This is a genomic window from Conexibacter sp. W3-3-2 (assembly GCF_009707605.1).
GTDB lineage: Bacteria > Actinomycetota > Thermoleophilia > Solirubrobacterales > Solirubrobacteraceae > Paraconexibacter > Paraconexibacter algicola.
Map to the genome: position 1 here is coordinate 996,197 of NZ_WLYW01000001.1, position 14,981 is coordinate 1,011,177.

The 14,981-nt window shown below is 69.5% G+C and carries 20 protein-coding genes and 1 pseudogene; 12 read left to right on the forward strand and 9 right to left on the reverse strand.

What is annotated here, in order from left to right; genetic code table 11:
* Position 1 precedes the first annotated feature (1 nt).
* A complete protein-coding gene (locus GKE82_RS04955; protein WP_154732516.1) occupies positions 2-1,105 on the forward strand; it encodes a peptidoglycan DD-metalloendopeptidase family protein in 1,104 nt (367 codons plus the stop codon).
* Here the strand turns inward: GKE82_RS04955 and GKE82_RS04960 are convergent.
* The 9 genes from GKE82_RS04960 to GKE82_RS27870 form a co-directional block, all read right to left on the reverse strand.
* Complete coding sequence (locus GKE82_RS04960) at positions 1,098-1,952, reverse strand: class I SAM-dependent methyltransferase (protein WP_154732517.1); 855 nt, start codon at positions 1,950-1,952, stop codon at positions 1,098-1,100. The genes GKE82_RS04955 and GKE82_RS04960 overlap by 8 nt on opposite strands.
* A 42-nt stretch (positions 1,953-1,994) precedes the next feature.
* Positions 1,995-2,282: a GlsB/YeaQ/YmgE family stress response membrane protein gene (locus GKE82_RS04965; protein ID WP_154732518.1), complete on the reverse strand. Its 288-nt coding sequence runs from the start codon at positions 2,280-2,282 to the stop codon at positions 1,995-1,997.
* 39 nt (positions 2,283-2,321) lie between these two features.
* A complete protein-coding gene (locus tag GKE82_RS04970; protein WP_154732519.1) occupies positions 2,322-2,978 on the reverse strand; it encodes an adenylate/guanylate cyclase domain-containing protein in 657 nt (218 codons plus the stop codon).
* 70 nt (positions 2,979-3,048) lie between these two features.
* A complete protein-coding gene (locus tag GKE82_RS04975; protein WP_154732520.1) occupies positions 3,049-3,702 on the reverse strand; it encodes a DUF305 domain-containing protein in 654 nt (217 codons plus the stop codon).
* Between the two features lie 89 nt (positions 3,703-3,791).
* Complete coding sequence (locus GKE82_RS04980) at positions 3,792-4,130, reverse strand: hypothetical protein (RefSeq protein WP_154732521.1); 339 nt, start codon at positions 4,128-4,130, stop codon at positions 3,792-3,794.
* Between the two features lie 49 nt (positions 4,131-4,179).
* Positions 4,180-5,127, reverse strand: coding sequence for a hypothetical protein (locus GKE82_RS04985; protein WP_154732522.1), 948 nt, complete (start codon positions 5,125-5,127; stop codon positions 4,180-4,182).
* A 4-nt stretch (positions 5,128-5,131) separates the two neighbouring features.
* Positions 5,132-5,512: a BlaI/MecI/CopY family transcriptional regulator gene (locus GKE82_RS04990; protein ID WP_154732523.1), complete on the reverse strand. Its 381-nt coding sequence runs from the start codon at positions 5,510-5,512 to the stop codon at positions 5,132-5,134.
* 51 nt (positions 5,513-5,563) lie between these two features.
* On the reverse strand, positions 5,564-6,340 hold the full coding sequence (locus tag GKE82_RS04995) for a heparan-alpha-glucosaminide N-acetyltransferase domain-containing protein (RefSeq protein WP_154732524.1): 777 nt from the start codon (positions 6,338-6,340) through the stop codon (positions 5,564-5,566).
* Between the two features lie 55 nt (positions 6,341-6,395).
* On the reverse strand, positions 6,396-6,632 hold the full coding sequence (locus tag GKE82_RS27870) for a YibE/F family protein (protein WP_309233420.1): 237 nt from the start codon (positions 6,630-6,632) through the stop codon (positions 6,396-6,398).
* A 406-nt stretch (positions 6,633-7,038) separates the two neighbouring features.
* On the opposite strand from GKE82_RS27870, the gene GKE82_RS05005 reads away from it, so the two are divergent.
* The 11 genes and pseudogenes from GKE82_RS05005 (at position 7,039) to GKE82_RS05055 (ending at position 14,921) form a co-directional block, all read left to right on the forward strand.
* On the forward strand, positions 7,039-7,794 hold the full coding sequence (locus GKE82_RS05005; RefSeq protein ID WP_230316445.1) for a GNAT family N-acetyltransferase: 756 nt from the start codon (positions 7,039-7,041) through the stop codon (positions 7,792-7,794).
* 23 nt (positions 7,795-7,817) lie between these two features.
* On the forward strand, positions 7,818-8,783 hold the full coding sequence (locus GKE82_RS05010; protein ID WP_154732527.1) for a hypothetical protein: 966 nt from the start codon (positions 7,818-7,820) through the stop codon (positions 8,781-8,783).
* Complete coding sequence (locus tag GKE82_RS05015; RefSeq protein ID WP_154732528.1) at positions 8,780-9,613, forward strand: prolipoprotein diacylglyceryl transferase; 834 nt, start codon at positions 8,780-8,782, stop codon at positions 9,611-9,613. The genes GKE82_RS05010 and GKE82_RS05015 overlap by 4 nt, the downstream gene beginning before the upstream one ends.
* Positions 9,614-9,661: 48 nt before the next feature.
* Entirely contained in the window at positions 9,662-10,636 is a 975-nt protein-coding gene (locus tag GKE82_RS05020; RefSeq protein ID WP_154732529.1) for a L,D-transpeptidase, read from the forward strand.
* A 105-nt stretch (positions 10,637-10,741) separates the two neighbouring features.
* On the forward strand, positions 10,742-11,524 hold the full coding sequence (locus tag GKE82_RS05025; protein ID WP_154732530.1) for an FkbM family methyltransferase: 783 nt from the start codon (positions 10,742-10,744) through the stop codon (positions 11,522-11,524).
* 24 nt (positions 11,525-11,548) lie between these two features.
* A pseudogene (locus tag GKE82_RS27875) lies at positions 11,549-11,798 on the forward strand (heavy metal translocating P-type ATPase); the annotation flags it as partial.
* 23 nt (positions 11,799-11,821) lie between these two features.
* Positions 11,822-12,349 carry a hypothetical protein gene (locus tag GKE82_RS05035; RefSeq protein WP_154732531.1) on the forward strand — a complete coding sequence of 176 codons (528 nt, stop codon included), beginning with the start codon at positions 11,822-11,824 and terminating at the stop codon, positions 12,347-12,349.
* A 205-nt stretch (positions 12,350-12,554) separates the two neighbouring features.
* Positions 12,555-13,472 carry an ArdC-like ssDNA-binding domain-containing protein gene (locus GKE82_RS05040; protein WP_154732532.1) on the forward strand — a complete coding sequence of 306 codons (918 nt, stop codon included), beginning with the start codon at positions 12,555-12,557 and terminating at the stop codon, positions 13,470-13,472.
* Positions 13,473-14,122: 650 nt separating this feature from the next.
* Entirely contained in the window at positions 14,123-14,332 is a 210-nt protein-coding gene (locus tag GKE82_RS05045; protein WP_154732533.1) for a hypothetical protein, read from the forward strand.
* Positions 14,329-14,619 carry a hypothetical protein gene (locus GKE82_RS05050; protein WP_154732534.1) on the forward strand — a complete coding sequence of 97 codons (291 nt, stop codon included), beginning with the start codon at positions 14,329-14,331 and terminating at the stop codon, positions 14,617-14,619. The genes GKE82_RS05045 and GKE82_RS05050 overlap by 4 nt, the downstream gene beginning before the upstream one ends.
* Positions 14,616-14,921, forward strand: a complete 306-nt coding sequence (locus GKE82_RS05055; RefSeq protein ID WP_154732535.1) for a hypothetical protein — start codon at positions 14,616-14,618, stop codon at positions 14,919-14,921. The genes GKE82_RS05050 and GKE82_RS05055 overlap by 4 nt, the downstream gene beginning before the upstream one ends.
* The last annotated feature ends 60 nt before the right edge of the window (positions 14,922-14,981 follow it).

Below are 14,981 nucleotides of genomic sequence, written 5' to 3' on the forward strand. Positions count from 1 at the left end.
GTTGTCCTGCCGCAAGCTGGCGCGTGTTGCCGTACCCGTTCTCGCAGCATTGATGTTGCCGGGCGGCGCCTTGGCTGCCCCCTCACCGGGCGGCGTCGGCGTTCCCGACCCCGCGTCGGCGACGAGTGCCATGTGCGCAAGCGGCGAGGCATGGGCGTGCCGGGCCGGGCAGGACCTGACGCTGAGCGGCGGTGGCCTCGACGGCGTGGAGACGGTGGTCTTCCTTGGCACCAAGGGCGCGAAGGACGACAAGCGCGCCGTTCCACGGGCCGCCAGTCCGACCGCGCTGACCGTCGTGATTCCTCGCGGAGCCCGCAGCGGTCGTCTTCGGCTGGTGAGTCCGGCTGGCGGCAACGGGACGACCAAGACGCGGTTGCGCATCCTCGCTGGACCCGCGCCGCAGGCTGACGTCACCGGGCCGGCGGTCGACCTCCGTCCGGGCGAGGCGCTGATCGCGGGCTCTCGCAAGCGCGCGGTCCTCGAGTACTCGATTCAATCGCCGTCGACCGTTGACGCCGTCAGACTGAGCGACGGCGTCACCGTCCGCTCGTGGCCGGTCGCCGCAGGAGCCGGCGCCATTCGCTGGGACGGCACCGTCGACAACACGGTGGTCCCGGACGGCCGCTACGAACTTCGGCTCGCCGGCCAGGCGACCGCGTCGCAGGCCAGCACCGCGGCGGTGCTCGTCCACGACGCGATCTTCCCGATCCGCGGAAAGCACGACCTCGGGCAGTCGGACACCAACAATTTCGGCGGCGGCCGCGGCCACGGCGGGCAGGACATGTTCGCCGCGTGCGGGACGCCGCTCGTCGCCGTGCGCCCAGGCGTGGTGCAGTTCGAGGCCACCCAGGACCGTGCCGGAAACTACGTCGTGCTCCAGGACGCCACCGGGCAGTCCTACGCCTACATGCACATGCGCGATCGGGCGCTCGTCAAGAAGGGCGCGCGCGTCCAAGCGGGTCAGCGGATCGGTTACGTCGGCGAGACCGGTCGGGCGTCCGGCTGCCACCTGCACTTCGAGCTGTGGACCGCTCCAGGCTGGTACTCGGGGGGCGACGCAGTGGACCCGCTGCCCGAGCTTCGTCGCTGGGACTCGTTCAGCTGACGCTCCGCGCGATGGCGAAGCTGACGCCGTTGCCCCGATAGAAGTGTCCGGCAGCGGTGTAGTCGTGGTGAAGATGTCGGAGGTCGCGCGCGGAGCACAACTCCTCGAGCGCTGGCGTATTTTTCCCGTTGCTCGAGCAGATGACCGCGCCCGAAGACGATGCCGCCCACGCGGTTCTCAGCTCGTAACGTTCCAGCTGCGGCTCCGACGGAGTGTCGTGGACGAACAGATCAAGCTGACGCCCACGGAGGTTGGCCTCAAGAGCGCTCTGGGTGGTGGCTTGAACCCAGGTCCAGTGCGGCGCGTGCCGCTGGGGCACCATCCAGCCGGCGGTCGGGTCGGGGTCGAAGGAGATCAGCTTGCCGCAGCCATGCCCCTCTTCCGCGTTGCGCTCGAGCGCCCGCAGCATGACCATCGCCCCGAGGCCGTACCAGAGGCCGGTCTCCACGACGAGCGTCGGGCGCCGGAGTCGGATGAGCGCCCAGAGCAGCGGTCGATGGCCGAGTGCCATGTCCGGTCGCAGCTGTGACCAGCGACGCAGCTGACCGTAGTCGCGGCGCAGCTGCTCGTCGGACGCTGGCTCGTCCAGCAGCTCCCGTGCTCGAGCCGCGGACACGCCGAACCCGTCGGCGAGAAACGCAGCGGCGGCGTCGAGATCGGCCATGTGAAAGGAGAAGTCTCCGACCTCGGGATCCCAGAGAACGTATTTCGCCCGTTCGCTGGCGGACGCGCCGTTCCCTCCATAGGCCCGAAGGCTCTTTGCCTTGGCGTTCCACCGGATGCGGTTCAGCCGCCGCACCGCCGCTCGGACGCGGTACGACCTCTCGCTGCTGGATTCTGGCTGCATGTCCTACGAAGTGTAGGACAACTGGTGGGCGTCGCCCTCACGTCAAGAGAACAGCCTTCGGTCGTCAGGGGCGAACCGTCGCGTGATGATCCGCGTCACGGAGAGGATCACCAACGCCCCTACGAGGCCCGCGATGAAGCTCTCCGGCTTGAAAGCGTGGAACTCATGTCCACCGCTGATCCGGTGAGCGACCGGTGATCCCACGACCATTCCGATCACGCCGGCCGCGACCGCGAGCAAGAAGGGAGCGCGCGGCGCGGGCAGCATCAATCGCGCAGTGAGGCCGGCCAGTGTCGCGAGGATCAGGCCGGCGACCACGGCGCGCTCCATGCAGTCCGGGCAAGACGAGCCCGCGTGGTCGTCGGTCGGCTACGCATCATCGGACGTCGTTGGCTGTCCATAACGCCCAGGATCGACGATGAACTTGCCGGCGCACTCACCGGAGCAGAAAGCGAGACGCACACCGGCGTGCTCCAGCACGACAGCATGAGCAGAGTCCACCGTCATCCGACACACTGGGTCCACGAGCCCAATGTGGCTAACCGACCTGTAGGGGTGCGCGCGGTACAGCTGCACCGGGCTTGCGATGTTGCGCAGGGGCACCTCGCCGATGTCTATCCAGCCCACCGCGTCGAGGGATCTCGCGCCCATGAACGCTGCGTGGTCGACGAGGACCTCGCCCGCGCGGGCAAACGCGCAGATCCGGGATGCCCGATTCACCGTCGCTCCGAAGTACTCCGGTCCGCGAGTCGCGGCCGGGCCGTGCGCCATCCCGACGGCGAGTTGCGGCCATTGGTCGCGGTTGCAGACCCGGTCGCAGAGCCGCAGTGCGAGCAGCACCGCATCTGCTGGACGGTCCACACGGAGCATGACGGCGTCGCCCATCGTCTTCACGAACTCCGCCGAGCTGTCAATCTCGGTGAGCACGAGGGCTTCGAGTCCGACGGCCACGTCAGCCGCGAGGTCGTCGCCGTGATGGTCGATGAGGGCCGTGTACCCGACTAGGTCGGCGAAGACGAACGTCACCGGAGTAGGGGGAGCGGTTTCGCCGCTCCCCCTACGCTGCTGACGGGCTCTCGTCGCATCCGGCCTCCGTCTACATCGAGTGACCGGGCATGCTCTCGGACTCCGTGCTGTCCGAGCTTGTTTCCTCCGGCACGCCGCCCGCCGGTGACGCGGCGCCGTACCACTCCGCTCGCCAGGTGTTCATCTCGCCGATCTCTCGCGACTGAGCGTCGATGATGTCCTGCGCCAAGGCCTTCACCTCGTCGCTCTCACCCTTCTCGAGAGCCACACGCGCCATCACGATGGCGCCTTGGTGGTGAGGAACCATCATGTCGATGAACTCGCGATCGAACGGACTGGCCGTCTCGAGGGCGGTCTCGTCCCCGGACATGCCCATCATGTGCTCCGGGACGCCGAGTTCGCCGACCTTGACGCCGTCGGCGGTCAACCGCTTGGAGATCGCTTCCATCTGCGCGATCTCGGTGCTCTGGCTCTTGATGATGTCGGCTGCCAGCCCTTTGATCTCCTCCCGGTCGGACCGCTTCTGTGCGGTGGTCGCCATCGCCACCGCCGAGTTGTGGTGCGGCACCATCTCCTGGACGAACGCAAGGTCGACACCGTTACCGGTGGCCGAGGCGCTTCCCGGGTCGTCGGACCCGCACCCGGACACCACGACGGCCCCGAGCACTGCGATCAAGGCGGCGAGGACGAGGGTCGGTCGCCGGAGCGTGGACTTGGTCTTCATCTGAATCTCCTGTTTGTCTTGAGTGATCTGCGTGGACTGCCCGCTCTCGCGGGAGCGCTGCCGTCAGTCAGGGCGGCTGCGCCGCAAGATCACGTCAAGAAGACCTGGAGAACCGGGCCGGCACGGGCTCGCGCACCCGGTCGGGCTTCACGCCGCTCCGAGCGTCCGGTCGGCTCGAGGACGACGCTCCACCGGCCTGGCCGGATGGCAAGACGGCCGAGCGCCGCAGCGACGAACATCGCTGCGGCGGTCTCGCCGATGGCGAGACACATCGCCAAGGCGTCTGTCACCTGTCCGTCGTGCTCCATGTGACCGCCGCCGAAGGCCGAGTGCGCCGATACGAGCGCGAACGCGACGAACAGCAGGGCTCCCGCGAGCAACAGGCGACGACGGGAGCGACGCAGCGCGCGGTTGATCGAGACGAACACGACGTCCACATCCTACAGGCCGTCGGAGATTCGTCGGCGCCAGGCCTGGTCAGACGCAGTGCTGCACGATGACCGCCGCCGAGGCCGGGGACAGCGCCGCAGCCGGGAGCAGCGCGACAAAGGCGAGCGCCAGGAGGGCCAGCCACCCCGCAAGCAGCCACGCGGAGCGGTCGTCACGCTCCTCGTCGCCCCCGTCCATGAGCTCGCGCACCCGCGCGGCGACCGTCGACCCGCTCAGCGCAGTCAGCGCCGGACCGGTCGCGGGCCGCATCTCGGCGGCCTTGCAGATCGCGGAGGCGAGCGCGAGCCGGTCTCCTCCGCGAGCGATCGCCCAGCGGTCGGCGTCGCGCTCGAGATGGAACTGGATCTCGCGGACGCAGGTATGGGCGCCCGGGACGACGCGCCCGACCGCGCGGAGGAGTTCCGCTAGTAGGAGCAGGTACCGGTGGCGGCGGACCACGTGACCGCGCTCGTGGTCGAGGCTCGCCCGCAGCTCGGGTTCGTCCAGGACTGCCAGAGCCATCGGGCTGACGATGATCCGGGGCCGAGCCAGGCCCGCAGCCGCCACGAGTACGCCGGCCTGACCGACGATGACCGACCCGTCGGGCCCGGGTCCGACGGCCGAGCCGCGCACGAACCCGCTGACTGCTCGCGACGCTCGCACGAGCCCATGGCCCACGGAAACGAGTGAGAAGGCGAGCATGGCGATCGGGAGGACGATCGCGATGTCACCGACCGTGTGTCCGTCGAGGCCGAGGTGCGTCGACAGGCCTGGCAGGGCGGTGTGCCAGCACCAGTGGGTCAGCGCCGTGAAGGCCTCCGTCGCCGGGAGGAACCGGATCGTGAAGACGGCGGCGCCGAGCGCGAGGGCTGCGCGGAGCACGAGCGCCGAGCTCCAGACCGCGATCGCGAGCTGCGGGCGGACGCGGGAGAGTGAGAGGCGGTGCGGGATCGCCAGGCTGCAGGCAACGAGGACCGCCATGGCGGTGACGAACATCACGTCATCGGCGCTTCTCGTCGAGATCCTTCCGAAGTCGCCGAAGCTCGTCGACCTGATCGTCGTCCATCGAGCCCAGAAGCTGCGCGAGGACGGCATCACGGGCCCCGGACGACGCTCCCGCCAGCGCATGTTCGACGGTCGAGGCCACGTAGGTGGCCTCACTGATCGCAGCGCGATACTGGACGAGCTTGCCCGCCTTCCGGCGCTTGAGCAGTCCTCGCTCGACGAGGCGGTTCAGCACGGTCTGCACCGTCGTGTAGGCCCCGCGATAGCGGGGCGGAAGACCCTGCCGAACGTCGTCGACGGTGGCCTCGTCACGGCGCCACATCACGGCCATCACCTGAACCTGCAGATCTCCCTGCAGTGGGGACATCGCGCTCATCTCACCTCCGAGTATGCCACCGACGGTCGGCACTCGACCTACCCCCGACCATCACGACGGGTCGATCTCGAGGCCGACGATCGCGAGGATCGCGGCGATCGCCGCCACGAGGATCGGTTGATGGACTAGGTAGATCGGAAGCGAGTGGCGGCCCGGTCCCCCGGCCTTCGTGCCCAGACGGGAGACCCTCGGGAGCCGTCGCAGCAGGGGGCCGCGGCTGCCGTCAGGGTAGAGCCGCGTGCTGAGGGCGAGACCCAGCAGCGCTGCGCCCGCCCACGGCATCAGCGGGTACCAGTCGACGCCGTTCTCCGGGGGGACGAAGCCGAGCACCAGCGCTCCGGGCACGGAACTCTTCGCTTCGACCAGCAGGCCCGTCACGACGATCGCAGCGCCGAGCGCCGCGTTCCAGGCCCCGAGCCGGACGAGCAGCGGAAGCACCACGAGGAGCAGCACACCGATGAGGTGGAGAATGCCGAACCTGACGGCGTCCTCGGGCCCGAGTGCCACTCGTGTCGCCAGCGACACGGCCGCAGCGCCGGCGAGCACCTCGAGCGCCCGCGGGGCGTGAACGCACCACAGAGCCATCCCCGAGACTCCGCGTGAGATGGCGCGGGCGTGGCTGACCCAGAAGCTGACCCCGACGATCGCCAGGAAGAGCGAGCCGCAGATCACCTGCACCGCTCTCCACAGGCCGTCATACGGGTTGATCGCAACGTCGGGCGTCAGCAGGTTGACGTCGTAGCCCGCGTGGTAGACCACCATCAGGACGATGGCGAGCGTGCGGAGCGCATCGATCTCCCAGAGGCGCTCCGGCTTGGCGATGCCCACCGAGCCAGTCTACTACAGCTTGTAGGAATTGACCCTGCTCTGTCGTCGCACCTGGCTAGTGCGTGTGAGCGTGAACGCCGGCGAGCGTTTCGGGTCGTAGACGAACGGTCAGCGTGGCAGCCAGGGCGGTCGTCAACGGCACCGCGATCATCAAGCCGACCGACCCGGCGAGCATGGCGACGACCTCCTGAGCCACCGGTTCACTGTTGACGGAGTCACCGAAGCGCCCCACGCTGGCGCTGAGGATCAGCAGCGTCGGCGGTGATGACACGTTCGCCGAGGACTGCCCCACGCTCGGCCTCGGTTGCCGCCGGCTGGTCCGGGGTGGACACGGCACCGGGCCAGAGGAACGCCGCGCCAGCGAGCACCGCGACGGCGAGCAGGGCGACGACAGCGAGTGGCCAGCGAGGTTCCCGCTAGCTCATCGATCACCCCACTGTCCGTGGTGCGCGGCGGCGGCTCTGTGCGAGGGCGTCCCCGCCACCGTAGCGACGAGGAGGGAGTTTCGTCTGCCTATGTCCTACACTTTGTAGGAGATAATGCGACTCATTCCCTCCCACCACACGCGGCGAGCGGGGCCTCGTCCCACGACCGAAGCTCCGTGGGCCGTCGCTCTCGCCGTCACCGCCGCGTTCGCAGCGTTGTCGAGCTATGGCCTCCACCACGTCGGCCCGCTTGATCAGCACGTTCCGGTGGAGATGCTGCTCGCTCTGCTCGGCGCGGCATTGCTCGCGGTGAGCATCGGGGCCGCCGTCGCACCCCCGACGGTACCTCGGCCCATCCTCGTCCTTGCCGGCCGCTCAGCCGTCGTCGGCGATCTGACCAGGGAGCAGACCCGCTTCTGCGCAACGCTGCACGCATCCGCGCTGCCGCACGGATTCTTCGTTGCCCTGGGACCCCGGTTCCTGCGCCGGTACTTCGAGTCCTTCGCCGACTCGCCTCACGCGGTGGCGATGGTCGCAACGGTCGACGACCACCCCGTCGGGTTCCTCGTCGGTCCCGTCCGAGCGAGGTCACACCGGCAGTGGGTGGTCCGCAATCGGGGCCTGGGGCTCGCGCTCGCCGGCGCGACCGCCCTCGCCGTGCGTCCTGGTCTCGCCTGGCACTTCGTCCGGACGCGACTGACGCGCTACCGCGTCGCGCTTCGCCGGGATGCTGCCCCCGCACCGCATCGCGATGAGACCCCCACCAACGACGTCGCCGTGCTCAGCCACGTGGCCGTGCTCGAGGGAGCGCGGCACACCGGTGCAGGCACGCTGCTTGTCTCGGACTTCGAGGACGCCGCACGAGACGCAGGCATCCAACGCGCATACCTGCACACCCTCGACGGACCCGACGGCGCCGGTCCGTTCTACAGCCGCCTCGGCTGGCATCCCGGACCCACCCACCCCACAGCGGAAGGACGACGGATGCAGGAATGGACCAGAACCCTCGGCCGCGAGCCCGGCGCATGAGCCGCGGATGCGCGTCCGTCCTGGTGCTCGCTCTGCTCGTCGTCGGATGCGGGGCCGACGAGACGGTCCGGCAACCCGAGAGCGCCGAACCGCAAAAGCGGGCCGCGCTCGTGCCGGTGGTCACACAGGCGCCCGAACCGCTGCCCTCGTTCGCGCAGTACGAGCCTGGACCCGAGGAGCGGTTCCCCAACGCCAAGCGGGTCGCAGGGCAGGCTGCGCAGAACCTCCTGACGTACGAACGAGGTGCGACGCGTGCCGCGATCGCTGCACGGCTTGGACTGGGCGCCGAGGCGACAAGGCAGTTGACCGAGTCGCTGGGCGCGGCCGTCAAGCCGAACGCGGCGTCCGTGGCCGAGGTCATCTATCCGCAAATGGCCGGCACGACGGCGACCTCGTTCGGCGCAATGGTCGTCGTGCGCCAACTCCTTCAGGACGCCGCAGGTCGTCGCAACGCAGTGACCAGGACGGTCGACGTCCGTCTGCGGCGCTCCGGCGGGCCGTGGACGGTGCAGGAGATCGCGTCCGTCGGCGGCAACGAAGTCGAGCGCCCGCGTGACCTGCCCCACGCGGCATCCCGGCTCCTGGACGACGACCGCGTCACCCTCACCGACACTGCACGATGGGACATCTTCCGGGGTGCGGTGGACCCCGCACTCCTCGAGGCCCTCTCCCGCGCCGCCGAGCGGCACCGATTCTCCGTTGCCGTCCTCAGTTCCGGTCATCCGCGCAACGTTTGGCAGACCGACCGCCGCAGCGCCCACTCGAGTGGCTACGCGGCCGACATCTACGCGGTTGACGGACGACTCGTCGTCCGTCAACCGGGCGTCGGGACGGCGGCTCACCAGCTGGCGCAGAGCTTCGCCGGCAGCGGGGTCCGCCAGCTCGGCAGCCCATGGGACTTCGATGGCCCCGGCCGGGCCTCGTTCACCGATGACGTGCATCTGGACCACCTCCACGTGCAGCGCAGCGCGGTCGGCGAGACGCGGTGATCGCACTGACAGGAGCACCCTCCCCTCTCGCCGCGATCACGCTCGACGTCGCCCCCTCATTCGAGTTCGGCCCCGTCGAGCTCGCCTGGCACGGGGTGATGATCGCCATCGGGATGGCACTCGGCACGCTCCTCATCGCACGCATGGCCCCCGGCCGGGGCCTCGAGCGCGACCGTGCGCTCGACGGCGCCGTGGCCATCGCCGTTGCGGGCATCGTCGGATCCCGGCTCTTCTTCATCGCGCAGGACGCACCGGCTGACCTCGTCCAGCCGTCGGCCTGGCTGGGAACCCGAGGGTTCGCGTTCTACGGCGCCATGATCGCGGCGCCAGCCGCAACCTGGTTGGTGCTCCGTGGCACGCGACGGGTCCGTGACTATCTAGACCTCTACGCGCTGATCTTCCCGCTCGGAATGGCCGTCGGGCGCATCGGCGACCTCCTGTCCGGTGAGCACTACGGTCCGCCTACGTCGGCGCCCTGGGGATTCATCTACCCCCACCCCGACTCAGAGACTCCCTTGCGCGATGTCGCGTACCAAGCGGGCGCGTTCTACGAGATCCTTGCGGCCGCGACGCTGTTCGCCGTCGTATGGGCGGCTCGTCGGAGGTTCACCGTTCCCGGCGTGCTCGCGTGCGTCGTGGTGGCCGGCTACGCGGCGTCGCGCTTTCTCATCTTCTTCGTCATCCGAGACAGCCCCGAGATCGGCCTGGGACTGCGCCAAGCCCAGTGGACGAGCCTCGTGCTGGTCGCGGCGAGCATCGCCGCGATCGCGATGTTCCGCCACCAGGCGGCCATTCGACCCCACGCAAGCGTGACGGTCGAATCCCCCTGAGGCGCAGTATCTCCGACGTCACGTAGGAGTGATTGCTACCGTCAGGAGATGCTTCGCCTCCTTCTGGGCAGTCTCGCGATCCTCGCGCTGCTCCCTGCGGTCGCAGCCGCTGACGACCGGGTGATCGCCCCCGGGGTCAGTGCCGGCGGCGTCGACCTCTCCGGCCTCACCGTCGATGCCGCCACCGACAAGCTGAATCAGCAGCTCGCCCCCGCGCTCGCAGCTCCGCTGGACGTCCTGATCGCCGGACGTCGGTTCGCGGTGAGCGCCGAGTCACTCGGCGCGTCGTTCGATGCCGCCGCCACCGCACGTCGCGCGGCGGACGCGGGTACTCCGGCAAGCCCGTTGGACATCGGCCCGGCCGCCGCGACTGACGCGGCGGCCGTGGCGCGAAAGGTCGATGCACTCCGGAGCACCACGTCGCGCAAGCCTCGGTCGGCGCGGCTGCGCCGCATCACGAGTCGCGAAGTGATCTGGACCCGCGCCCGTCCGGGGATCACCATCGACGGTCGAACGCTCGCCTCCGCACTTGCTGCGGCCGCGGTGACGCCGGGCAACCGCCGCGTGATCTTCGCGGTCCGACGCCTCGCTCCTGCCGTCAGCAACGCCGCGCTGCGCGCCCGCCATCCGTCGATCGTGACCGTGGACAAGCGGACGTTCACGCTGCGGCTGTTCACGGGCCTGCGGCGTGCAGCGAGTTACCGGATCGCTCACGGCCAGCGGGCCTACCCGACGCCAAACGGGCGGTTCCGCATCCGCTCCAAGCAGGTGAACCCCAACTGGTACGTGCCCAACGCACCGTGGGCAGGCGAGCTGGCCGGCTCGGTCGTCCCCGGCGGATCGCCGCAAAACCCGCTCCGGGCACGATGGATGGGACTGGCCGGCGGCATCGGGATCCACGGGACTTCGGCCGAAGGCTCCATCGGCAGTCGAGCGTCGCATGGCTGCGTCCGCATGCGTGTGCGCGACGTCGTGCGCCTCTACCGGCGGGTCGCAGTCGGCACACCGGTCGTCATCGGCTGAGCCCACCGCAGCGGAAACACTTGACCCCGACATCGGGCGCCCCGGGTGGAGCCGCGACCCGACCAATCTCCTACATGATGTAGGAATTATCCGTACGCTGTTCCCATGAGTTCTCATCGGGAGCCGGACCAGTCGACCCACCCCTCCGCGTCGGACCGGTCCTCTGAAGAGCATGTCCGTGCGAAACCCCGCGACGCGTCGCCCGCCGTGGTCCGTCGTGTCACGAACGGGCTTCGACGGCGAGCCTTTGATGCCCTCACACGTCGCCAGACGGTCAACCCGGCGGCAGCGGCGTCCACGCTTGAGCTGTGGGGAAACGACTACGGCGGGTGGGTCGTGCCAGCTGATGAGATCGACGACGACTGGATCTGCGTATGCGCAGGGGCCGGCAGCGACGTCTCCTTCGAGAGCGAGATTCTGAGGCGCACGGGCGCCCGCGTCGTCAGCATCGACCCATTCGCGGTCTTCGCCGAGCAAGCGCGGAACCGCGTCGGGGAGTCCCATCGCTACTCGTTTCGGGTCGCCGCGCTCACGGCCACGGACGGTCCCGTAACGATGACCGGCCGCCAGGACTCGGTGGCCGGAAGCGTGTCGGCGCACGGCCTCCATCAAGGCGAGACGTTCGAGATCGAGGGGCTGACGCTGCCCTCGTTGCTCGCAGAACTGGAGGCACCTCAGGCTCAGCTGCTGAAGCTCGACATCGAAGGATCAGAGTACGAAGTCCTCGGCAACGCGGATCTCGCGGCGCTCGGCGTCCGAGTTCTGTGCGTGGAGCTCCACCACACGAACGGGGTGCGCGCGGGACGCGCGCTGCTCCGTCAGCTTGAGGCGCAGGGATTCACATGCGTGAGCCGGCGCGGAACGGACCTCACCCTCGTGCGACGCTAGCGGTCACGGACCGCCGCCCCGGGCCCCGGCGAGAAGGTCGTCACCGACGGCACCGTCGAAGAGGGCACCAGCGGCCGTCGACCAGTCGCTACTCACCGGCGAGTCGATTCCGGTCGAGAAGCACCCCGGCGACGACGTCGTCGGCGCCACCGTGAACGTCGGCGGACGCCTGGTCCTCCAGGCGACCAAGATCGGCAGCGACACCGCGCTCGCGCAGATCGCGCGGCTCGTGCGGACGGCGCTGGTCGTCCGCCACCAGACCCGGTCTCTGGCATTGGGCACTGCTACCGTCACCGCTTGCCGCTCGCCGTAACGTTGCTGCCGCACGACAGGGGGACGAGTCTCGTCTTCTTGCTCGTCTTGGCCGGCGCGGGCCTGCTGATCCGGAGCGACTCCGCCGAGCACTCGACGACCACCATCGGGATTGGGCTCGCGCTGCTGGGCGTCCTCGCGGCAACAGTCCCCGGGAATGCCGGGGAGGATGGCGTCCCGCTGTTGCCCGGGCTGCTTGCCGTCGCTACCGCCGGCGCGCTCGCGCGTGCCGGCACTGCGGCTGGCTGGCTTGCCATCGGGGCGATGAGCGCAGCTCTCCTTCTCGTGGCGATCGCCCCTTTCGACACCTCCGGGTTCCTCTCGGGAGACCTTCCACACCCTCGAGAACGTGCCTTTCTCACGGCGGGCCTCGGGAGTCTCGCGGCGCTCTGCACGGCCAGCTTCGCCCTCGGCCGCCGGCACTCTTCGCAGGCTCTCCGGATCATCCCGGCCGGGATCATGGCGGCAGCCATCGCGGCCTACGGTTACCCAGTGGTCGTTTCGCTGATCTGACCTGCGGCCACGGCGCCGTTCGGCTCGAGCGCAGGCACAGGTGACGTCACCATCGATGCCTGCGTGGGTTCCCGAGCCGGGGGCGCTGAACGAGCCACGGTGCACAACCGACCCCTCTCGATCGTGGCACGGCATCCCTGCCGTGCCTGGTCGTTGGGGATCGGCTCCGCACCGAGCGGGGCCACCGAGAGGTGGAGGACGTCGGATGTCCACGAAGACGAAGAAGCGACCGTCCGAGGAGACGGACGAGGAGCGCCAGGCGCGCCGCAACGCCGACCGGCAGCGAGCGCAGGAGGCGGTCGAGGCGTTGCGGTCCAGCGAAGGCTGGCAGCGATGGCTCGGGCTGCGCCGGCACTTCCATCGGTACTCGCTCTCGAACCAGGTCTTGATCGCGTTCCAGATGCCGGAGGCGTCGCGGGTCGCCGGGTTCCGCGCGTGGTTGCGGTTGGGGTACGCGGTGACGAAGGGATCGCGCGCGATTCGGGTGTGGGTCCCGATGCCGCCGTCCAAGCAGCAGCTGGCCGAGTGGCTCGAGGCGGGCGGGGCGCCGGCGGACAAGCCGCGCGTGCGGTTCCGGCTTGGCCCGGTGTTCGACCGCTCGCAGATCACGCCGCTCCCGCCGCCGGCGGAGCCGGTGCCGCTGGATCCCCCGATCATCGAGCCGGAGGGTGACTCGCTCGGTTGGGCGTTCCCGCGGCTCTGCGCGCTGGCCGGTGAGCTGGGCTGCGGGGTGGTAATCGAGCGAATGCCGGATGGCACCGGCGGGTGCTTCATGCCCGAGCTGCGGGTGATCTCGCTCAACGAGGCGAACTCGGTGAACCACCAGGTCAAGACGATGGTGCACGAGCTCGGGCACGCGCTGATGCGCTGGTCCATCGAGAAGGGCGAGGTCGAGCTGACCTACTCCCAGGAAGAGCTCGTCGTGGAATCCGTCGCCTACACCGTGTGCGGGTCGATAGGGCTGGACACCAGCGACTACTCGATCCCGTACCTCACGTCCTGGAGTGAGCGGACGCCGATGGAGATCGTGGAGCGCTGCGCCGCCTGGGTCGACCAGATCGCCAAACGCATCGAGGACTGCGTCGGCGACCCGCCCGGCGCACCGCTGGTCGCGGCCGCGTAGCCGCCGTCAGGGCTGGAAGCCGGCCCGCTCGAGTTGCTCGCCGGTCAGCTCCCAGGGCTGGCCGGCGACCCAGTCCCCCGCGATCTCGTCGAGGAACTCGTGCAGGTCCGCCTGGCTGGGCGGGCGACCGACCAGTGGCCGAGAACTGCGGTCGCGATGGTCGCCTTGTCGGCGGTCGTCTCCCAGTCAAGGATCGAACGAGGACCTGACGCCAGGACCGTCCCCGTGGTCGCGCCGTCAGGCCCCGACGTGGTGCAGGTGAGCTGCGTGCGCTCGCCTCCGTCAAGACCGTGGACATAGCTCCCGGCGTACGTCGTGAACCTCAGGGTCTCCGTTCCCATCACGCGAAGGTACCGAGAACCGAGTCAAAACAACGGTTTGAGGTAGTTCGGGGATCGAAGAGGAGGACAAGCGCCGGTCGCTGGGTGGTGGTCGGTCCTGTCCTTCAGGCGAGCACCCTCCGCCTATGGGTGTCAAGCCCCGCGGAGTCGCCTTCGGCGAGTCCTGACGGACCGGGGCTTGACACCCGTCGGCTCGGGCGCGTGCCAGCGGCCATGACCAACCACCACCCAGCGGCAGGCCGGAAGAACGGGCCGCCCCCAACCCCAAAGCAGCAGCGCTACCTGCGCCAGCTGGCCACCAGCAGAGGCGTGAGCTTCACGCCCCCCAAGACCAAGGCCGAAGCCTCCCAGCTCATCGCACAGCTCAAGGCCCGCACCCCCGACTCGCGCTCGGACCGCACCCGCGAGATCCGCAACGTCCAGCGAGACATGCAGACCCGCGGAGACGCGGCGCGCGTGCGCGACCACGAGCTCGAAGGCCACGGCAGCACCGCCGCCTGGAAGGAGCGCAACGCATGAGCCCGCTCGACGTCGTCCAGGTCGCCACCTACACCACCCACGCCGGCGAGCACCGCCTCCTCGAGGCCTCACGCACCCACCGCGGCTACCGCCTCAACGACCTCCCCGCCACCCCGGGCGACGGCGACTCCTACCTCGTGGAAGCCGACCTCCTCGACGTCGAGGAGCTCCGCGGCGTCGTCATGGACTACCTCGCCCAGACCGAGCTCAGCGGCCTCATCCCGATGGACACGCGCCGCATCTACCCCGACACCCCGCTGGACGACGACGAGCAGGTGGCCGCATGAGCCCGCTCGACTACCCCGACCCCGCCGAGCGCCTCGCCGCCGACGAGGCCGACCGGGCGCTCGCGCAGCTCCTGGGCGACTACATCACCCGCCGCGCGAACTGCACCACCCCCGAGGTCCTCGACCTCCTCACCGCCGCCGGCGAACACGGCCACCAGGCCATCGCCCAGATGCGCGACCTGCCCGGCTTGCCTCGGAAACACGAAAGCCTCCCGGCGAGAGGAGGCTTCCGGTCGGGGATGTTCCGAAGAACATCCCTAGTAGCGGGGGCAGGATTCGAACCTGCGACCTTCGGGTTATGAGCGTGATCTACGAGGTCAGCTCAGGCTTGTAGGCCGCGTTCAAGGGCTCCCGCGGGGTCT